The following is a 17,924-nucleotide window of genomic DNA, read 5'->3' as shown; positions in this document are numbered from 1 at the left end:
TTCAGGGGGGGTTAACGGGTAAAAGCGGCGTGTAGTGTCTCCACGCTACGTGCCGCACGCAGCGTGCGTCCGGGATTGCTCTGGCTGGCCAGCAGGCTCTGCACCTTGCTGACGATATGCGCGCCGATCGGGATAGCGGAGGTGGCCGCTGGCGATGGCGCATTGCAGGTATGTATCGAACGCGCGGTGGTAACGAAGAGAAAATCGTCGATCAGCTTGCCCTGCGGCGACACGGCCTGCGCCCGCACGCCGGCCGGCCACGGGCGTAAATCGCTCAGCGTCAGGCTCGGGCAGTATTTTTGCACCAGCCGCAGATAGCCGCTTCTGCACAGCGAATTCTTCATTTCGCCCAGTCCGGAGCGCAGGTTGTTTTGCAGTACCCGGCGGATGCCGGGCGAGGTGAGGATCTCCAGGGTATCGGCCAGCGAGATATCGCGCTTGCGGTAGCCTTCGCGCTTCAGAGCCAGTACGGCGTTGGGGCCGACGGTGACGCTGCCGTCGATCATGCGGGTCAGGTGGACGCCGAGGAACGGCATCGCCGGATCGGGGATCGGATAGATCAAATGGTTGACGATCTGGTTGTGCTGCGGCGCCAGCTGGAAATACTCGCCGCGGAACGGACAAATGATAAACCCGGGATCGACGCCGAGCATTTTCACCAGCCGATCGGCCATCAAGCCCGAACAGGCGATCAGCGTCGAGGCCTCATATTCTCCGCCCTGGCGGGTGCGGATCACCACGCCGCTGGCATGTTCTTTCAGGGCGCTGACTTCGGCGTTGTAGACGATCGTTCCGCCTTTCGCTTCGAAGTTCTTCGCCATTGCCGCCGCCACTTCGCGGTAGCTGACGATGCCGCTGGAAGGGACGAAGATCCCGCCGAGCCCGGTAATGTTCGGTTCGCGCTCGCGTAGCTCCCCGGCGCTTAGCCACTCGCGCTGCAGGCCGTTGGCGGCGGTGCGATCCCACAGGGCGCGCATCCGCTCCATCTCCAGCGGCGAGGTGGCGACCAGCATTTTGCCGCAGACGTCATAGCGGATGCCGTTCTGCTCGCAAAAGGCCTTGGTGGCGCGGTTGCCGGCGAGGCAAAACTGCGCCTTGAGGCTGCCGGGCGTGTAATACACCCCGGCGTGGATCACGCCGCTGTTGTGGCCAGTCTGATGGCAGGCCGGGCCGGCCTCTTTTTCCAGCAGCGCAATGCGGGCGTCCGGGTAAATCTCAATTAACTGCATGGCGGTCGACATGCCGATGATGCCGCCGCCGATAATCACGAAATCATACATCCGCTCAATTCCTTCGCCTGAAAACCCTTATTGATGAGTCTGGTAATGATTCGTGGAATACGCAAAGTAGCCGCGCTGGCGCATCAGCTCGCGGCGCAGGTCCGGGTGCGGCGTAAAGCGGTCGCGGCCGTGCAGCCAGAACAGGTTGTTAATGAGCAGAAATTTGCCCACCGGCACCGGTATGGAAAGGATGTTTTTGCTGGTCTCCAGCGCGTCGGAGAGGCGGCTCAGCCAGGTGCCTTCTTCGAAATCTTTCGGCTGGACGAACTGGTCGATATAGCGCATTACCGGGCGGCCCAGCGAATCGACGTCGAACACCGGGTGGAAAACATCCTTGCTGACGTTTTTGCTCGGCGGCGCGGCCCAGCGCATTGGGCGGCGAGCCAGCGGGTCGCGGAAAAATTCGTCGAGATGCTCCCAGTCGTCGAGATGCAGCAGCAGGGAATTGCCGCCCTGCATGTTCTGCTCGTCGATCTTCATCATTAATACGTAGTCGGTTTGCTCTTCGACGTAGGTGCCGTCGTTGTGCAGCTCCATCACCCGGTGCGGCTGGCGCAGGTAGCTGTCTGAGTTATCGACATTTTTCACCACGAAGCGGGCGTAATACTGACCGCTCATGGCGTCGAAGTTGGAACGACCAATCAGGTGGGCGACGGCGGTGGCCAGCTTGACCATCTCCTCGGCCTGGCTGACGTGATCGATCCCTTCGCCGTTGATAAGCAGCGCGCCTTCCGCGCGATCGAGCAATGTTTTGATCAGCAACGGCTGCAGCTGATTGCCACACAGATCGTCGAGGATCTTGCCGACCTGGAAGCGTAAGAAAGATTTGTACTCCAGCGCCTGCACCGGCCACTGCGCGACCTGCTGCAGGAACTGCGTGGTCGTTTCGGCGGAAAAGGTGAGCTCCAGCAGGCGCGGCGACTGGGCGGAAGGGGTGAAAGAAAAGCCAGGGTATTGCTGGGCTACCGGCGCGGGTGTCGGTTTTACTGCGGTCAGGGCGTTCATCAGGATCGTTCCTCGCTGTAAGGTCAGGGTGATGTTCATTTCGTAGCCATAAATTAAAAATATCTACATTTTTATAAAATGCGTACGAAATGGCCTTTTTGTTTCCATTTTGTGATCTGACAACAATTATTTAACAATGCGGGAGGGGGGATAAGGTGGTGGTGAAAGTGGCGGAACAGAGCGGGTGGCGTATAGCGCAAAATGGGGATAAGGCCGAGGGAAATCGTAATACCGGTCACAGTTTTTAATCTGCACAATATCCTTACCAGATGAAGGTGTTAATATTCAGCCGGTAAATACCTTTCAATGCTCACTGAGGCTTCGATGCTGGAGAATGTCATTATCAGATAATCAGTTTCCCGACCTGCCCAGGCCGGACTGATTATCGCTGCGCTTAAACCTTACGCACACACCTGCGGGTGTAGGCATGTTTTCGCACATGATAATGAACAGGTTTCAGTATGAATTTATCCCGTCAGGAACAACGGACCTTACACGTTCTCGCCAAAGGTGGCCGTATTGCGCACGTCCGCGATACCTCCGGCCGCATTACCGCCGTTGAATGCTACACCCGCGAAGGGCTGTTGCTGAGCGACTGCACCCTTGCGGTCTTCAAAAAGCTCAAAACTAAAAAGCTGATTAAGTCGGTGAACGGCCAGCCGTACCGGATCAACACGACCGGTTTGAATAACGTTCGCGCGCAAGCGGACAACCGCTGAAATAGCGACCCGGGCAGGGTCGCTGCCCGGGCGTATGGCTCTCAAGGAGAAAACCTCATGATCGATATCCCTCGCATTTTTACCATCAGTGAAAGCGAGCACCGTATCCATAACCCTTTTACCCCGGAAAAGTACGCCACGCTGGGACGGGCGCTGCGAATGGCGCCGGGCACCACCATTCTCGACCTCGGCAGCGGCTCCGGCGAGATGCTCTGTAGCTGGGCGCGCGATCATCAGATCGTCGGCACCGGCGTAGACATGAGCCTGCTGTTCAGTCAGCAGGCGGCCGCCCGGGCAGAGGAGCTCGGGGTAAGCGACCGGGTAACCTTTGTGCACCAGGATGCCAGCGGATATGTCGCCAGCCAGCCGTGCGATGTTGCCGCCTGCGTGGGGGCCACGTGGATCGGCGGCGGGATGGCAGGCACAATCGAGCTGCTGAAGCAGAGCCTTACGCCAGGCGGCATGTTGCTTATCGGCGAGCCATGGTGGCGCAAACGTCCGGCCACGGCAGAAGAGGCGATTGCCTGCGGCGCGCAGTCACCCGATGACTTCCTGACGCTACCGGCGCTGGTCGCCCACTTTGGCGAACTGGGCTATGACGTGGTGGAGATGGTGCTGGCCGACAAGGAGGGCTGGGATCGTTATGAAGCGGCGAAATGGCTGACAATGCGCCGCTGGCTGGAGGCCAATCCGCACGATGACTTCGCTCCGGAGGTTCGCCAGCAGTTGACCACTGCGCCGCTACACCACGTCACCTGGACCCGGGAATATCTCGGCTGGGGCGTGTTTGTCCTGATGGCGCGTTAACCGATATGTCGGTAGCGTCAGGAGGCGCTACCGACCATCTTCAGACCTTCAGTTCGTCGTAGCTGACCATGACGTGTTCTGGGGTATCACAACGTACGGCCAGGAGAGTAGGGGCACAATAGCGATGAGTCGCCTGGGGGTGGATGAGCTGTGGGGGCTGGCTAGCCTTGCGATAACGCAATTTCATCCCTACAAAGGTATAATGACCATCAATATGGCGCTTGTATAAAATAATGCAGCAATTATCTTTGAATGAGAATAAGGCGAGGGAGTGGAAACGTTAGTTATTCTGGCCGTAGTCGTATGGGTACTTTTCAAACTGGTACAAAAGGTTACGAGCAAACTCTATCCTCCAGACTCGGTGAAGGTACAGGAGAAGCCCGACACAACGCCAGCGACGGATGCCTGGGGAAATTACCCTAAAGCTGAAGGGCATGTCGTTTTATTCGAGCAGTACCGGCGTGAGCAGGCGCTGCGGCAGCAAGCAGCTAAAGAGGCTGATACGTTCTACCGCTCAAGGGAGTGGCGGCGTTTACGTTACCAGGCGTTCCAGCGCTACGGCAATAAATGTTGCGTATGCGGGCGAGGCGCCAGTGACGGGATGGTGATGCACGTTGATCATATTAAACCGCGTTCTCTTTACCCGCATTTAGCCCTCGATATTGCCAATCTGCAAATCATGTGCAACGAGTGCAACGTCAGTAAGGGCAACAGAGATGAGGTCGAGTGGCAATAATAAGGATAAGATGCAAATATCGCAGCAAAACGAACCATTTACTTTCAGACATTTTCCTGCGTAAAAATATATGCTTTGAGCGGAGCGTGAATTGCACAGACCGCGCCAGATAACCGCCATAACTGCTATCTGCAATAGAGTGGCTGAAGAGTGAGGCTTCTGATTCACTTTCGGTAATAAAAAATGGCGCTCAAATTTCTTTATCCATAATGGTTGCGGTATAGGTCCGCCAGTTTCCCGAATCGTTAATCACCGCATAGTCTACTGTTGACCCCACCGCTGGCATATTCGAAAGCGCGACATCGCGCTGCTCATAGGGCGCGAGCATGATGTTACCGATACTTATTCCCTTTATCGGCATGACAGCCAGGCTCATATACCACGGGGTCGGATTGGTTATCGTGATGCCCTGCGAAGCGATACTGAAGCGTAATTTCCGCTCATCGTTGCTGGTGGGGGCCTTTAAGCCGTGCGGACGAATAAATACCTTTAACCGTAATCGCAGGGGTAACACTAATTTGCGAGTGACGCTGTCTGTTGCATTCTGCTCGGGGGGGATCTGGTAAATATTAAGCCAGAAAAGGCTTTCCCGATCCCCGGGTAAACTACGGCGCGAGCTCAGCATCACACGAAGCGTTCTCAACTCATCCGGCTGCATTTTAAAGACAGGGGGCAAGACCACCAGCGGCGTGCGGCTACTGTCTGGTGAAGAGGCCGTCTCTCCGGCATCGGTCCAGACCTGTAACAGCATCGGCGTCACGCTATCGTTTGTGAGCGTCAGCGACTGGACAACATCGTTAGCAGCGAAGACGATCCGGGTTCGATCAACGTTAACCGCAGCAAACGGCGCCGGAGTGATGCCTGCCAGCAACAATAGCGCTAACAAAGCCTTACTGAAAACTAACCACTGCCTGTAACTGCGCATTCACGCTCCCTACCGTTACCGTTTGTCCTCCACGCGCCTCAAGGGAGGCCGTAAAATCACCGTGCCAGATTTCCACCGAACCATGATCTTTTTTGCCGGTTTGTACCGTGAGCTCCTTATACCCATACCAGCCACGGGCATTGCCCGTTCCCGTACTCGTTTTGTCTGGTAACAGGTTAAGCGGCGCACCGCGCTCATCGTAAATCCGTATTCCTACTCCGGAAGCCACGCCCTTTTCGCCATAATGCGTATCCAGTAACCAGGTTAATCCGCCACCGGTGGTCGTCAGGCCCAGGCGGCGCGCGGCGGCAACAGCCGCAGGCTGGTTGACCAAAAAGCCCATGGCGACATTAGCTACCTGGGTTGTGGGGTGAGTTGAAGACATCGCGCCGGCTTCGCACTCAAGCGTTATACTGAAAGGCGCCTCGCTGCTTTCGCCAGAGGTAAGCGCTTCTGCTGATATGGTGGGGAGCAGCACTGTCGCAGGATAATCTTCAATGGTGCAAGCTGCGCCGCGAATATAGGTAACCTGATTATAGCTACTCCATGCACCGGGCCAATAAGCAGGCCAACCATAATAGCTTGAAGCATGATCCATACCTGGCTGAATAGCGGATGTTATTAAGCCCGGCCCTTTAAAGGCGATATAACCGCGCGGCTGGGTATAGAGGTCTTTGTTGATTCTGTCCGAATAAATATACTGATCCGAGGCGGCGATTTTAATCATCTCATACAGGACATTACTAAACGCGCCTGCGGGAATATAGATTGCGCGATCGTCCTGAAACCAACTATCCGCTGTAAGCTGGCGCTGCTTCCAGTAGCGGCTATAGTATTCGCCAGTACTCAGGTTAGTCATCCGTACCGCGACGTTACGTTCCGCGTCATAGTAGGCCCCTTCAACTTCTTTCGCCCGGCGTCCTCCAACAAAAGGGTTATCGGCATTGGTAGAATATAATTCGTACAGTTGCCCGGCATCCTTCAAATCACAGCGGTAAAGCACCTGTTTTGCCGAGTAGGGCGTCTGAACGCCGGCGGTGAGGAAATTAGCCACTGCGCTGGCAAGCACAGTACCTGAAGGCTGGAACTTGTTATTGGCGCTAACGCTAATGACTGACGGCAGACCAAGATGACCGATATTGTCATCATAGGCGCCGCGCCAGTAGCGCGCGGTATAACCCGCTTTAATCGCAGCCTCAGAAAGGAAACTATTATCCGTGACCTTAACGCAGTTAGCCCAGGGCGCGGTGCTGAAAAGCAGGCCAGCTGCAAACAGCAGCGTTCGGCGAAGATGACACATGAGACTATTTCCTCTCGCAGGTAGTCGTGAGATAAATCACGTTTTCAGGAGAATGCATATCGAACTGGTAAGGCACACGGCAACGTCGGTTGGCTCCTTTTCCCCAACGCACCAGTAATGAGCCAGAGGGTGTGCTGATCCGGGCATACACCTGCCCGCCTTGCCCGACCATCCCAATGACGGCGCCTTCGCTGTTCATGACCTCGGCGCCCATTGGCGGTATGCCGCCATCTGCCATTTTCACCGCGATGAGCACCGCTTTGCCGGTAATCGTTGAGAAGTTCACCCGTGCGATCGCGCCAGCATAGGGAACCACCTGTTGACTTCCCCCGGTCAGCTCAGCATCGCTGCGCATCTGCCGGGTATCGAGTGAGACGTTGTTGCGACGATAGGGAGATAGCGAGGGCAAAATGGCATACCCAAAACGGTCGATTACCGCCCCCTGACCGTTCTGTACGACGGCGCCCTGTGCGCCATCGGCGTGAATTAATGCAAACGTGTCGCTGGCGTAGGGGCCGAACGTCACGCCACCGGAATGCAACACCACGGTTCCGGAGGAGCCTAGCGCCACCTGACGATAGTCTTTTCCCTGATCGTAGCCCACGCGCAGCGCCCCAAAACGGGTGTTTTGCTGGACGTTGCCGCCAAAAGTCGTTGCTGTCCCTTCATCCCCATAGCGATAGCGATCATAGCCGCCGTAGACCGACCAGGAGAGTTCGTTCTGCTCGCCACGGGTTCCGTTCATCGACAAGGTTGAGGATCGGTTCGCGCGCGACTGGTTATAATTCATTGCCACGGAGGTCGGATTGTCGCCCCAGTTAAAGGGAATGGATAAAGTGAACGATAGCGTCGTCTCGGTATATTTTTGCCGCTGGTTCAGATCCTGCGGTTCGTTAACGCTGTGGTAGAAGCGGCCATCGTCCCAGGTGGAGCGCTGCCTGGCAAGGTTGAATCCATAACTCACTTTTCGCCACTGGTTGCTATAGCCCAGCTGCAGTTGCGTGATCCGCGACCGGTTATTGTAATAATCAGCGGTACTGGCGCTAAGATTGAGCGTCCCCAACCGACCTAACGGCTGGCTGACGGTTGCAGAAAGACGTTGGCGTTGGTGTAGGGTATCGGAGTAGTAAACAATGCTGTTGTGCTCCTGTTGCCGGACGCCAAACACATCTTCTAAATCGCGGAATCCGCCGGTTGAGTAGCGATAAGCCGCCAGTACCAGATTAGTGCCTGTGGAAAAGGTCTTGCTATAGCTGAACTCCGCGCGCCAGCCCTGCTGCCGATCGTTATGTTCCACTTGTGCGCCAGACCAGGTGGCATTCATCCCGAACGCGCCCAGACGGGTTGCCAGAACGCCGCCAGCCAGCCAGGCCTGATAATCATGCGCCAACCGCGATCCAAGATTAAGCGTGAGATGATTATTCACCCCGTGCTGCAGCGTCCCCTCAAGAAAACGGTTGTCGATGCGGTAATATTGGCGGACCTTGCCTAGAGCAAAAGCGTAGTGCCAGTTACCAGGGCGCACCGAGTCGGGAACGGCGGAATAGGGAACGGTAAAACGAGATACCTTTCCGTTAGCCTCAATCACCTTAACCTGCAAATCCCCCTGATAGCGGGTGTTGTAAAGATCATCTATATAGAACGGGCCAGGTGGAACATGGGTTTCATAGATAACTTTGCCTAGCTGTTTGATGACCACCCGCGCGCTGCTTGACGCCACGCCATGCACCTCCGGCGCATAGCCGCGTTTGCCCTGCGGCCACATGCGCTCATCCGTGGCGAGTTTAATACCATTGAATGACAAGCTGCCGAATAAACTGGAGTCGGTATAGTTATCGCCAAATGCCATGATGCTGTCGATTGCGGTGAGTGGCCGCTGTACCCAGGTGCGCACGCGATTATAATGCCAGGCGCTACCGCTTTGGTTACTGTCGGCATAGCGCAGATTCCCCTGATGGCGGAGCTGCCACAGGCCAATATTGCTGCCAACGTTGATGCCGCTCCACAAATAGTGGTAGCGGAAGTGCTGGCTGGTGTTGTCTGTGTGGGTCCAGTTGGTGTTATGGCGTAAAAACAGCGCCAGCGCGCCGCTGTCCCACTGCGAAGGCGGGATATAGCCGCGCGGCCTGTGCATCAGCTCGCTCATCGGCAGCGTAAGCCGGAGCTGTAGCGTCGCGCTATCAAATTGCCATTCACCGCGGGATACCCAGTCCCTTAGCGGACGGCAGCTATTTTGCAGCGCGTTGTCCGGGAGCGATTTAACCTGAGCGGCCTGCATCAGCGATAACGGAAGGCAGGGCTCGGTGCGCTGTCCGCCATTGACTGGATTAAAGCGGATTTTTACGCCGGATTTTATCAGCGTTCCATTGACGATAACGTCAACCAGATACTCTCCGGCGGGGGTGTCGGGTCCGTTAACGCTCGCCATACCTTGTCCGTAAGCTGTTCCCTGCAATAGAGAGGGGTCGAAATAATATTCTTCACCGAAAGCCTGGCCAACGCAGGCTACGGCTAAGATAACGAAGATATTTTGGCGTGAGAATTTAACCTTCAGCGACATGATAACGCTCGCTTATCCTTGCACCCTGGTCGTTAACCACCGTCACAGTGACGGTACCGTTAAGTGAATTGGCGCTGACGTTTCCCGGTATCCAGAAAGTGCGACTGGAAAAAGGGGGGACCATGTCGACATTAAGCTCGCGTGAAGTACCATTTACTTTCACGCTCAGATTACTGAGGGAGGCATACCAGGGTTGCGGATTGCTGATGACAATACCGGCGCCTTTTCGGGCATTACGCACCACGGTGATGTGCAGTTTTTTCGCCAGGTTACCTGGTGAACCAATGCCTTCCGGCCGATAGAAGAGTTTGATCCGCGTCCTTAGCATCACCAGCACTTTATTTTGCTGGCGGCCACCTATATTGGCTGGCGGTACCTGCAACGCGTTGAACCAGAAAACCGATTCACGATCGTGCGGCAGCGCTTTACGCTGGCTATAGACAACGCGGACGATCTGCCCTGATTTCGGTTGGATTCGAAATACTGGCGGCGTAGAGATAAAAGGAATGCCACTCGCGTTCTCCGGCCCAATATGCAGATCGCCATTGTCAAACCAGGTTTGTACGATATAGGGAAAGTCATCGTTATTTTTTAGCTGTACATCGACTGAGGCGACGGTCGATGGATAAATAATCCGACTGCCTACAATGGTAACGCTGGCCCAGGCCCCGGTAACGGGAAAGAACAGGGCTATCAGCAGCACCAGATAGCGTAGCCCTGAACGGGGGGCATCCTTTTTCATCGCAACAACTCCATTGCTATCAAAAAGGTCCGACGGCAAGCACCGGACCACGGAGAGTTTTACAGGTAGGAAACGGCGTACTGGAGAGTGGCTTCGACCGTACCAGCCGATGCTGCTCCTGTGGCGTAATACTGCGCAGTGTAGGTGGCGCTGGCTTCCGTCTCTCCAGGCTTCAGTTGTAGATCGCCTTCACCTTTGAAGCCGTTGGTCAAATTGATAACTTTATTTGCGGTATCAAGGAGTTGTACTTCAACGTTGGTCGCGTCTCCCGTATTCCCAAGATTACCGTTGCTGGTCACCTGGTTACCAACGAAGACGGTAGAGATTTTGGTCGCTCTATCGGTATTACCCGTGCAGCCGGTGAGACCAATATCAAATGTCACCTGACCTGCGACATCTCCGCCTTTCGCCAATTCCTTGGCACTCACCGTCGGCAGAATAACTACCGGTTTTGCCTGATTGCCGTTAATCGCCACAGAACAGGTTTCATCGGAAACTTCACCGCGAAAGGTAATAGTATTATTAGATATGGCTAGCGCGCTGGTGGAAATAAAAAGTGAGGCTGTTAATAAAGCCAGTGTGGTTTTCTTGAACATGGTTTTTTTATTCCTTTGTTGCTATTCATTTATATATGATGAGGCTCGCTCTGCAGCTAGGGCAGATAAAGACAACGTCCTTTAGTTGATGCAAAACAAAATAGCGTCTCGCCAGGTGATTTTATTGTGCGGTTTCCGGTGATAAGGTTGCATAGCGACGTGGTCAATCGCCGGGCGGCGCCATCATGTTTTAAAGGCAAGATTACGAACCATTTTCTGAAAAGAGCTTACTGATGTGCTGAATATTCCTTAAATTTATCTTACTTGACTGGTGTGTTGATATTCAAAAAAGGTAAGAAAAATTCATAAAGGAAGCTAATCTATTGATTTGGTGAAGAGTAAGTAATAAGGGTAGCAGAGTTGATGTTAGTGACTGTGTTTTGTGAAAAGATTGCGAATGTTAAGGTGGGTGAAATCATTTCACCCTGTGTTAATATGACAGGCGACAGAGTAAGTGTATTGAAGAACGGATTTTCCATGGATGAAGAGTTATTGTTAATCGCTAAAAAGGTGATATTTGATAGTGCCAGAATGACATTGGCTAATGGTAATAAGATTATTAAAATCTCTGAGTCGGAGACAAACCTACTTCTTGCCTTCCATCGCGGTATATATAAAAAAGAAGATATCATTGATTTCGTCTGGAAGAACCGTGCGGGTTGTGTTTCAGAATCGAGTTATTACAAGCTTATTAATCAAATGCGGAATAATTTTTCGCTCGTTGGTTTGAAAGCGGACGATATTGTTACCCGTCCACGAATTGGTGTTTCGTTGTCACTGCCATTAGAACCGTTCAAAAAACAACGTTCGGAAGCAGGCGAACAGGCCAGCGATACAGCGCGGGGTAAAGACAGTCGACAGACTCATCTCGCGGAGGGTAAAAAATTTACCGCCAAAATACGTCTTCTGGTGCTGACAATGTTGTTGATGCTGTTAACGGCTATAGCGATGCTATTTCAACATGCACCGGTGCAAAATAAACACAAAAGCACCTTCAGGATGCTTGGTGATAAGGATGGCTATATCTTCTTCAAAATGGCGAGCGATAAAGTGACATTTAAGGAGGTGGTTTCGGCCTATAACACCCTGACGCTACCGCTATGTCGCCAGAACGGACATTATCTTTATTACCTCCGGGAGCCGAACATGAATCTTTTTTTGCAGTGCCTGAATCCTGTTGAAACGGCGGTACCAAAATGCATTACCATCAAAGAGCGTTACTAATTATCCTGTGTGGTCTGCTCTGCGCATGTATGGTGCTGGCAACGCAGGTGTATCGGGGAGCCAGACGCGATACGGAAGAAGTGAATAACCTTATTTGCACTGCTAAATCAAATGTTTATATAAAGTCGCGAAAATTAATTTTGAGCGGAACATTGGTGCTGGACTTGAAATCCAATCGGATTGCTATTCATTACGCCGTGCAGGATCAACAGCGGGAGCAGCGGTTATTCTTTCAGGACATCACCATCAGTGCGCCTAACCGCATTGGCCCGAAAACCTACACTTTCCGGATTGAAGCCGTACACAAATTTGATTCGGATACGACGGGGGAGATGTTTTCCTGGCTGCGTCTCCTGCAACCGGCAACCGTGAATGAGCTGACGATAAACAAAGTCGGTCAGCGAACCTATCTTTTTTCACTAAACCGGCAGATCTATAATTTTTGCACAACCAGCGGTAGCACCAAGGCATAATGGGGCTTGCGGTCAGCTATACCACCGCACATCCATTCGTGAATGAGAGGCGAAACCAGTGAAGCTAAAACTATCGTATATAATTTGTGCAGTGCTGGTGCCGCTGGTCATGATGCTTACGTTAGCGCTGCTGGTCAGTGTCCTGCAGTTTAAACAGGATGTCGCCCTGAGTGCGAAAACCTTATTACGTTTTAGTGAAGATGTCTCAACTGCTTCGTGGCGGGTCACCGGGCAAGCCGTAAAATTAGCGGACAGGCCCTGCGCTGAAATTTTGTCGGAGCTTAACCGTACCCGCGCCTTTACTCCTTATATTCGTGATATTGGTTTGCTGGAAAAGGGCAATCTGCTCTGTTCCTTTGTTAGCAGAGAGCAGGCGCATCCTTTTCCTCTGCCACCAGGTAAAACGCTCCCAACGCCGCTACCTGCCAGGTGGGTTCGCTCATTTAGCTGGATGGCCGGTGGGCCTGGCAGGCCCGCGGTGGTTTACACACAGCAAGTCGCGGCGGATAAAGCGGCGTTTGTTATCGTCGATTCTCGGTATGTCCAGGAGCTGATGGATGTACTCTCAGAGGAGAGAGAGGCCGTTTTCAGCCTTAGATTTGGCAAAGGCGATGCCATTATCAGTCAACCAGCACAGTATGATCGAATAGTGATGACCCAGAATTACGTCACTGACGACGGAAAGATTTCTCTTACCGTCGCTGCGCCTCTTGGCACATTGACGGCAGTTTGGATGAAATCTCTGCTCATTTTTATCCCTCTCTCGTTTTGCTTCTCATTTTTGACCCTGGTTCTTTACCGGCATTGGTCGAAAATGCGGATGTCCATGGCGCGAGAAATTATCCGCGGTATGAAAAATGCGCAGTTCACGGTGCATTATCAACCAGTATTTAACGTCAACCGCGGTAATTGTGGTGGGGTAGAGGCATTAATGCGTTGGCCTCTTCCCGATGGTCGTTTTATTACACCCGACATTTTCATCACCGCCGCAGAAAACGAAGGTATGATCGTTCCGCTTTCGCGGCATCTTTTTAAGCTCATCGCCGAGGATGTCGAAAGGTGGCAGGTCGCCGAAGGCTTTTATATCAGTGTTAATGTTTCGCCTGAACACTTGGTGCATGAGAGCTTTATTGAAGACGTTGAGTTGTTACAGGCAAGATTAGGCAATCTGCGTCTGATGCTGGAGCTCACCGAACGCAGCCTCATTGTACAACCAGCACTTGTGTCAGATAAGCTGATACGGCTACGTGAGAAAGGCATATTGATAGCGATAGACGATTTTGGTACCGGCTACTGTTCGCTTTCTTACCTCCAGCAGCTACCCGTTGATTATCTGAAAATCGATCGTACTTTTGTCGATACGATTGATACCAGCGGTAGCGACGTGCCCATTCTGGATACCATTATCATGCTTAGCCATAAACTCGGTCTTAATATCGTTGCGGAAGGCGTGAGTTCAGAACATCAATTGAGCTATATTCTCGATCATAACGTAGGATTTATACAGGGCTATCTTTACGCAAAGCCTATGTGTTCATCTGATTTTACGCGCTGGCTTGATACGCGTGCCAATGAGCAAAATGACAGGATTAAATGCAAAAAATGTTCAATAAATCAGTAACCACTGAGGTAACATAATGGTTTAACCTGAACGACGCATTCTTAACAGAAGGTCTTATGAGTAAGAAAAAATACCTAATTGATAAGAAAGTCATTCTTGATTGCGAAAAGATGACGCTGTCGTGCGATCGCGAAAGCTTGAGAATTTCCGAATCCGAATGCAATTTGCTTATTGCTTTCCATGAAGGGTTATTTAAGAAGGATGACTTAATTGCCTGGGTATGGGGACGAAAAGGCGTTGTGGTTTCCAGTGCGAGCTATTATAAATTAATCAACCAGTTACGCGGTTCATTTGAAAAGGTCGGCCTTCCCCCTTCAGCGGTATTAACGCGTCCTAAGGTCGGCGTAACGCTCTCGGTATCCATCGAATCATTGCCTGATGCTTCAACACCCGCAATGCAAAATATCGCCAGCGATACCGTTGCGCGAGTTGCAGACGCGTCGCCAGAACCAACGCAAATTTCTCAGTTTACCATCAGGAAAGAATGGTTTTTTTTAATCGGCGCAACGTTATTCTTGCTGGTAATGATTTATATATACCACAACAGTAAGCCAGATTATTTTTCTGAACTGGGAACCTATAACGGATATACCTTTTACGGTGTTACAGAGGATAACCGTACTCTTGAGGATGCGGTGGGGGCTTTTTCCGAGCTGAGCCCGCAAGTCTATAAGCAAAATGGCAATTTTATTTATTATATTCGCGTCCCTAACACCAATATTTTTGTTCAGTGTCTGAATCAACTGAATGTTCCGGAGCCCAAATGCATCACTATCAAAGAACGGTATTGAACAGCATTACGCTGTTTATTCTGGTGGTATCCTTCGCGTTGCTGATTATACATGTCCGTCAACAACGTTACCCTTTGCCAGATTTGAACGCTTTTTTATGTACTACCAGGACGGTAACCGCAGTTCAGCCGGGGAATTTTCAGGCAGATGGCAATATCGTCCTTGATTTTAAGAATAAACGCATTACGCTTCAATATGACATCCTCACCGCCCAGCAGATAAAAAAAGTATTGTATCGCGATGTATATATAAAAAACCTGAAGATGCCGGGGGCCGGAATTTATACATTTGATGTTGATTCGGTAAAGGTGTTTTCTACTGATACTGCCGGTGATTTTTTAGCACATTTTCGCTTGCTGCACCCCGGTGCCGCTAATGAAATAAGAGTCACCAGAGTCGGTAATAGCACCTATTTGTACTCAATAAATCGTCAGATATATAACGTTTGTACCTTGCAGTGAACCTGGGTTTGCGTTGCTAATAGGTTTTTTATCTATTAATATCAATATCTTACTAAATCATACTTTTTCTGAAAGTGACGGTAAAATATATGTAAGACTAATTTCATAATTTTCTCTCGATTTTTATGGTTATATTGCTGCCGCAATCGGTCTTCTACGGTGATTGCTTGTTGATAAGCATTGAGTTATTTACCAGTAAGGAGCTTTACATGCAGCGTATTTTTTCACCATGGATTATGGCGGCACTATTATTTTCGCCCGCATTAGCGGTAGCGATGGAAAATCATACCCTCTCGGTTGGCTATGCCCAAACGCACCTTAGTGCGTTAAAGAGCTCTGCCAGTAAAGATCTTCGTGGCCTCGCACTAAAATATCGTTATGAGTTCAATTCTGACTGGGGAGTATTAACCTCTCTTACCGCCACTCGTCATGAAGTACAAAATTACAAGTGGGACGCGGGGAAGTTACATAAAGATGGGGATAATACTACCAGCTATAGTTCGTTAATGATTGGACCGACCTATCGGTTTAATGACTATATTAGTTTGTATGGTAATGTCGGCATGGCAGAAATGAAGATAAAAAACCGGGATAATCATTCCTCTTCAGAAAATGCTTTTGCCTATGGAGCAGGCGTTATTTTTAATCCATTAACGAATCTTTCCCTTGGCCTCTCATGGGAAACGGCCAAATTACTTTTCGTTGATACAAATACATTTGGTGTGAGCGTAGGTTATCGTTTCTAATACCTAAAACGCCTCTGTTTATGGCAAGGAATACATTATCTCAAAAAAATAAAATATCATGACGACGATAAGAGATATTATGGACCCTTAAGATAGTTATACTTGATGGTAGTTTAAATCGTAAATCTCCCTGGAGCTCCCTGGGAAGTATATTTTATTGCCAGCACAATGCGCCTCAACATTCGACTGGTTTCGCAACTATTGGATTATTTTTAGCAGAATTGATTAAGGTATTAACATGAACAAAAAAATGGTCTTTCTGGCCGCTTTTATGCTAACAGCTTGTAGCGCTAACTCCTTACAACATGGCGCTGAGGGAGTACGTATAACACATAACGAACCTGATGCTTCGTGCACCTATTTAGGGGACGTGACTGGTAGCCAGGGTAATTTTTTCACGGGAGGATGGACGTCAAATAGCAACCTCGAGACGGGGGCCCGAAATGATCTAAAAAATAAAGCGTGGAAAATGGGGGGGAACGTCGTGGTACTGTTAACCCAAAGAGCGGGTCAGACCGGTAGCGTCTATCATGGTACAGGTTCAAGCCAGCAAACAAACGTTACATTAAGCGGCACGGTTTATCGGTGTCGGTGATAATATCTCTATCTTGATAACCTCCTGAGGATAATGCAGGTAGTAAAGTTTAAACTATGCTGCCTGTTCAACTCTCCCTTTCTTTATTAACTATGTAGTGGCACAGTAAATTTGGCCACCTGATTAAAGGTGATATTCTCACCTCAACACAAAACAGGTGACTTAATGAACAAGAAAACTAAGCGTACTTTCACCCCCGAGTTCAGGCTGGAATGTGCACAGCTGATTGTTGATAAGGGCTACTCCTATCGACAAGCCAGTGAAGCGATGAATGTCGGTTCTACCACGCTTGAGAGCTGGGTACGCCAGCTCAGGCGAGAGCGCCAGGGGATTACGCCCTCTGCCACACCTATTACTCCAGACCAGCAACGTATCCGCGAGCTGGAAAAGCAGGTTCGTCGCCTGGAGGAGCAGAATACGATATTAAAAAAGGCTACCGCGCTCTTGATGTCCGACTCACTGAACGGTTCACGATAGTTGCCAGACTGAGTGACAGCCACACGGTCGTCAGCCTGTGTTCTGCTCTTGGAATACACCGCAGCAGTTACCGATACTGGCGAAAACGACGCGATACGGTTAATCCGGCGCGAGTCAGGCTGTGCAGCGAAATACGCCGGGCGTGGAATCAGAGCAGGGGCGCGCACTCTGGCTGACGTGCTGACCCAGAACGGCGTCCCGATGAGCCGTTACCGTGCGGGGCGTCTGATGAAATATCTGAACCTGAGCAGTTGCCAGCCTGGAAAACATCAGTACAAAAATGCCCGTCAGGAGCATACCTGCCTGCCGAATCTGCTTGAGCGCCAGTTCGCTGTGCCCGAGCCAGATCGGGTATGGTGCGGAGATATTACGTATATCTGGGCAGGAAATCGCTGGTGCTATCTGGCGATCGTTATGGATCTTTTTGCCCGCAGGGTTATCGGCTGGAGTCTGTCAGCGCATGCCAATACCGCACTGATAAGCAACGCTCTGCGGATGGCTTATGAGACGCGTGGTCAACCGCATGATGTCATGTTCCATAGCGATAGTAATAATGCCGATGTCAGTCTTTACCACCACTTAGTTTGCCGTTTAACCAGATTGGTGTGATTACTGATGCAGTGAAGACCTTCCCGCATCCTGACTCACACAGCGATCGACCTTTTGTGTCCTGCCCTGGACCCGTCGGTTGCCGGAAGCGCCTTCATGCGAGGCATCTCCTCACCGATGCGCGTGACTCAAGAAGGGCCTGACGGCTTGTCTCGTTACTGTCCTGTCCGGGTTATCTGTCTGGAGATTCAACTCTGTTTCCTCACAGGAGCTCTGTCATGGTTGATAAAGTTACCGAAGCTGCCGTTGTGGGTGGC

The 17,924-nt window shown here is 51.3% G+C and carries 17 protein-coding genes and 1 pseudogene; 11 read left to right on the top strand and 7 right to left on the bottom strand.

The genetic code is table 11. The annotated features are described in order from the left end of the window. Positions 1 to 11 precede the first annotated feature (11 nt). Together lhgO and glaH are read right to left on the bottom strand one after the other, a co-directional pair. Positions 12 to 1,280: an L-2-hydroxyglutarate oxidase gene (gene lhgO, locus HMPREF1024_RS02085; protein ID WP_002889846.1), complete on the bottom strand. Its 1,269-nt coding sequence runs from the start codon at positions 1,278 to 1,280 to the stop codon at positions 12 to 14. 27 nt (positions 1,281 to 1,307) lie between these two features. Next, complete coding sequence (gene glaH, locus HMPREF1024_RS02090; protein ID WP_002889847.1) at positions 1,308 to 2,285, bottom strand: glutarate dioxygenase GlaH; 978 nt, start codon at positions 2,283 to 2,285, stop codon at positions 1,308 to 1,310. A gap of 461 nt (positions 2,286 to 2,746) precedes the next feature. Between glaH and HMPREF1024_RS02095 the strand changes: the two genes are divergently transcribed. From HMPREF1024_RS02095 to HMPREF1024_RS02105, 3 genes are all read left to right on the top strand, one after another. After that, the gene (locus HMPREF1024_RS02095; RefSeq protein WP_002889848.1) at positions 2,747 to 3,004 is read left to right on the top strand and encodes a YjhX family toxin; all 258 of its coding nucleotides are present in this window, start codon (positions 2,747 to 2,749) and stop codon (positions 3,002 to 3,004) included. A gap of 57 nt (positions 3,005 to 3,061) precedes the next feature. Next, entirely contained in the window at positions 3,062 to 3,811 is a 750-nt protein-coding gene (locus tag HMPREF1024_RS02100; protein WP_009309776.1) for a cyclopropane-fatty-acyl-phospholipid synthase family protein, read from the top strand. A gap of 271 nt (positions 3,812 to 4,082) precedes the next feature. Next, positions 4,083 to 4,547, top strand: a complete 465-nt coding sequence (locus HMPREF1024_RS02105; RefSeq protein WP_009309774.1) for an HNH endonuclease — start codon at positions 4,083 to 4,085, stop codon at positions 4,545 to 4,547. Positions 4,548 to 4,737: 190 nt separating this feature from the next. On the opposite strand, the gene HMPREF1024_RS02110 is transcribed toward HMPREF1024_RS02105, so the two are convergent. The 5 genes from HMPREF1024_RS02110 to HMPREF1024_RS02130 are packed head-to-tail and all read right to left on the bottom strand — an operon-like array spanning position 4,738 to position 10,670. Then, positions 4,738 to 5,472 (bottom strand): fimbrial assembly chaperone, encoded by a 735-nt coding sequence (locus HMPREF1024_RS02110; RefSeq protein ID WP_009309773.1) that lies wholly within the window; start codon positions 5,470 to 5,472, stop codon positions 4,738 to 4,740. Next, positions 5,438 to 6,772 (bottom strand): fimbrial usher protein StbD, encoded by a 1,335-nt coding sequence (gene stbD, locus HMPREF1024_RS02115; protein ID WP_009309772.1) that lies wholly within the window; start codon positions 6,770 to 6,772, stop codon positions 5,438 to 5,440. The genes HMPREF1024_RS02110 and stbD overlap by 35 nt, the downstream gene beginning before the upstream one ends. Before the next feature lie 4 nt (positions 6,773 to 6,776). Next, positions 6,777 to 9,332 (bottom strand): fimbrial outer membrane usher protein, encoded by a 2,556-nt coding sequence (locus HMPREF1024_RS02120; protein ID WP_009309771.1) that lies wholly within the window; start codon positions 9,330 to 9,332, stop codon positions 6,777 to 6,779. After that, positions 9,316 to 10,074 (bottom strand): fimbria/pilus periplasmic chaperone, encoded by a 759-nt coding sequence (locus HMPREF1024_RS02125; protein ID WP_009309770.1) that lies wholly within the window; start codon positions 10,072 to 10,074, stop codon positions 9,316 to 9,318. Before HMPREF1024_RS02125 ends, HMPREF1024_RS02120 begins: the two co-directional genes overlap by 17 nt. A gap of 59 nt (positions 10,075 to 10,133) precedes the next feature. Beyond that, positions 10,134 to 10,670, bottom strand: coding sequence for a fimbrial protein (locus HMPREF1024_RS02130; RefSeq protein WP_004183089.1), 537 nt, complete (start codon positions 10,668 to 10,670; stop codon positions 10,134 to 10,136). Between the two features lie 477 nt (positions 10,671 to 11,147). Here HMPREF1024_RS02130 and HMPREF1024_RS02135 point away from each other — a divergent pair, with 477 nt between their 5' ends. From HMPREF1024_RS02135 to HMPREF1024_RS30210, 8 genes and pseudogenes are all read left to right on the top strand, one after another. Further along, positions 11,148 to 11,894, top strand: coding sequence for a membrane protein (locus tag HMPREF1024_RS02135; protein WP_032419511.1), 747 nt, complete (start codon positions 11,148 to 11,150; stop codon positions 11,892 to 11,894). Beyond that, positions 11,867 to 12,367, top strand: a complete 501-nt coding sequence (locus tag HMPREF1024_RS0127645) for a hypothetical protein (RefSeq protein ID WP_026005907.1) — start codon at positions 11,867 to 11,869, stop codon at positions 12,365 to 12,367. Before HMPREF1024_RS02135 ends, HMPREF1024_RS0127645 begins: the two co-directional genes overlap by 28 nt. 58 nt (positions 12,368 to 12,425) lie before the next feature. After that, positions 12,426 to 13,988 carry an EAL domain-containing protein gene (locus HMPREF1024_RS02140; RefSeq protein WP_009309768.1) on the top strand — a complete coding sequence of 521 codons (1,563 nt, stop codon included), beginning with the start codon at positions 12,426 to 12,428 and terminating at the stop codon, positions 13,986 to 13,988. A 56-nt stretch (positions 13,989 to 14,044) separates the two neighbouring features. Then, a complete protein-coding gene (locus tag HMPREF1024_RS02145; protein ID WP_009309767.1) occupies positions 14,045 to 14,779 on the top strand; it encodes a transcriptional regulator in 735 nt (244 codons plus the stop codon). Beyond that, a complete protein-coding gene (locus tag HMPREF1024_RS02150; protein WP_009309766.1) occupies positions 14,752 to 15,240 on the top strand; it encodes a hypothetical protein in 489 nt (162 codons plus the stop codon). Before HMPREF1024_RS02145 ends, HMPREF1024_RS02150 begins: the two co-directional genes overlap by 28 nt. Positions 15,241 to 15,449: 209 nt before the next feature. Beyond that, entirely contained in the window at positions 15,450 to 15,986 is a 537-nt protein-coding gene (locus HMPREF1024_RS02155; RefSeq protein ID WP_009309765.1) for an Ail/Lom family outer membrane beta-barrel protein, read from the top strand. Between the two features lie 238 nt (positions 15,987 to 16,224). Then, the gene (locus HMPREF1024_RS29495) at positions 16,225 to 16,581 is read left to right on the top strand and encodes a DUF4156 domain-containing protein (protein WP_011977699.1); all 357 of its coding nucleotides are present in this window, start codon (positions 16,225 to 16,227) and stop codon (positions 16,579 to 16,581) included. Positions 16,582 to 16,710: 129 nt separating this feature from the next. Then, a pseudogene (locus HMPREF1024_RS30210) lies at positions 16,711 to 17,604 on the top strand (IS3 family transposase); the annotation flags it as partial. Positions 17,605 to 17,924: the final 320 nt, after the last annotated feature.

The organism is Klebsiella sp. 4_1_44FAA (genome assembly GCF_000238715.1).
Lineage (GTDB): Bacteria > Pseudomonadota > Gammaproteobacteria > Enterobacterales > Enterobacteriaceae > Klebsiella > Klebsiella pneumoniae.
Note: the sequence above shows the minus strand (reverse complement) of the source record. Positions and strands in the feature narration are given on the sequence as shown.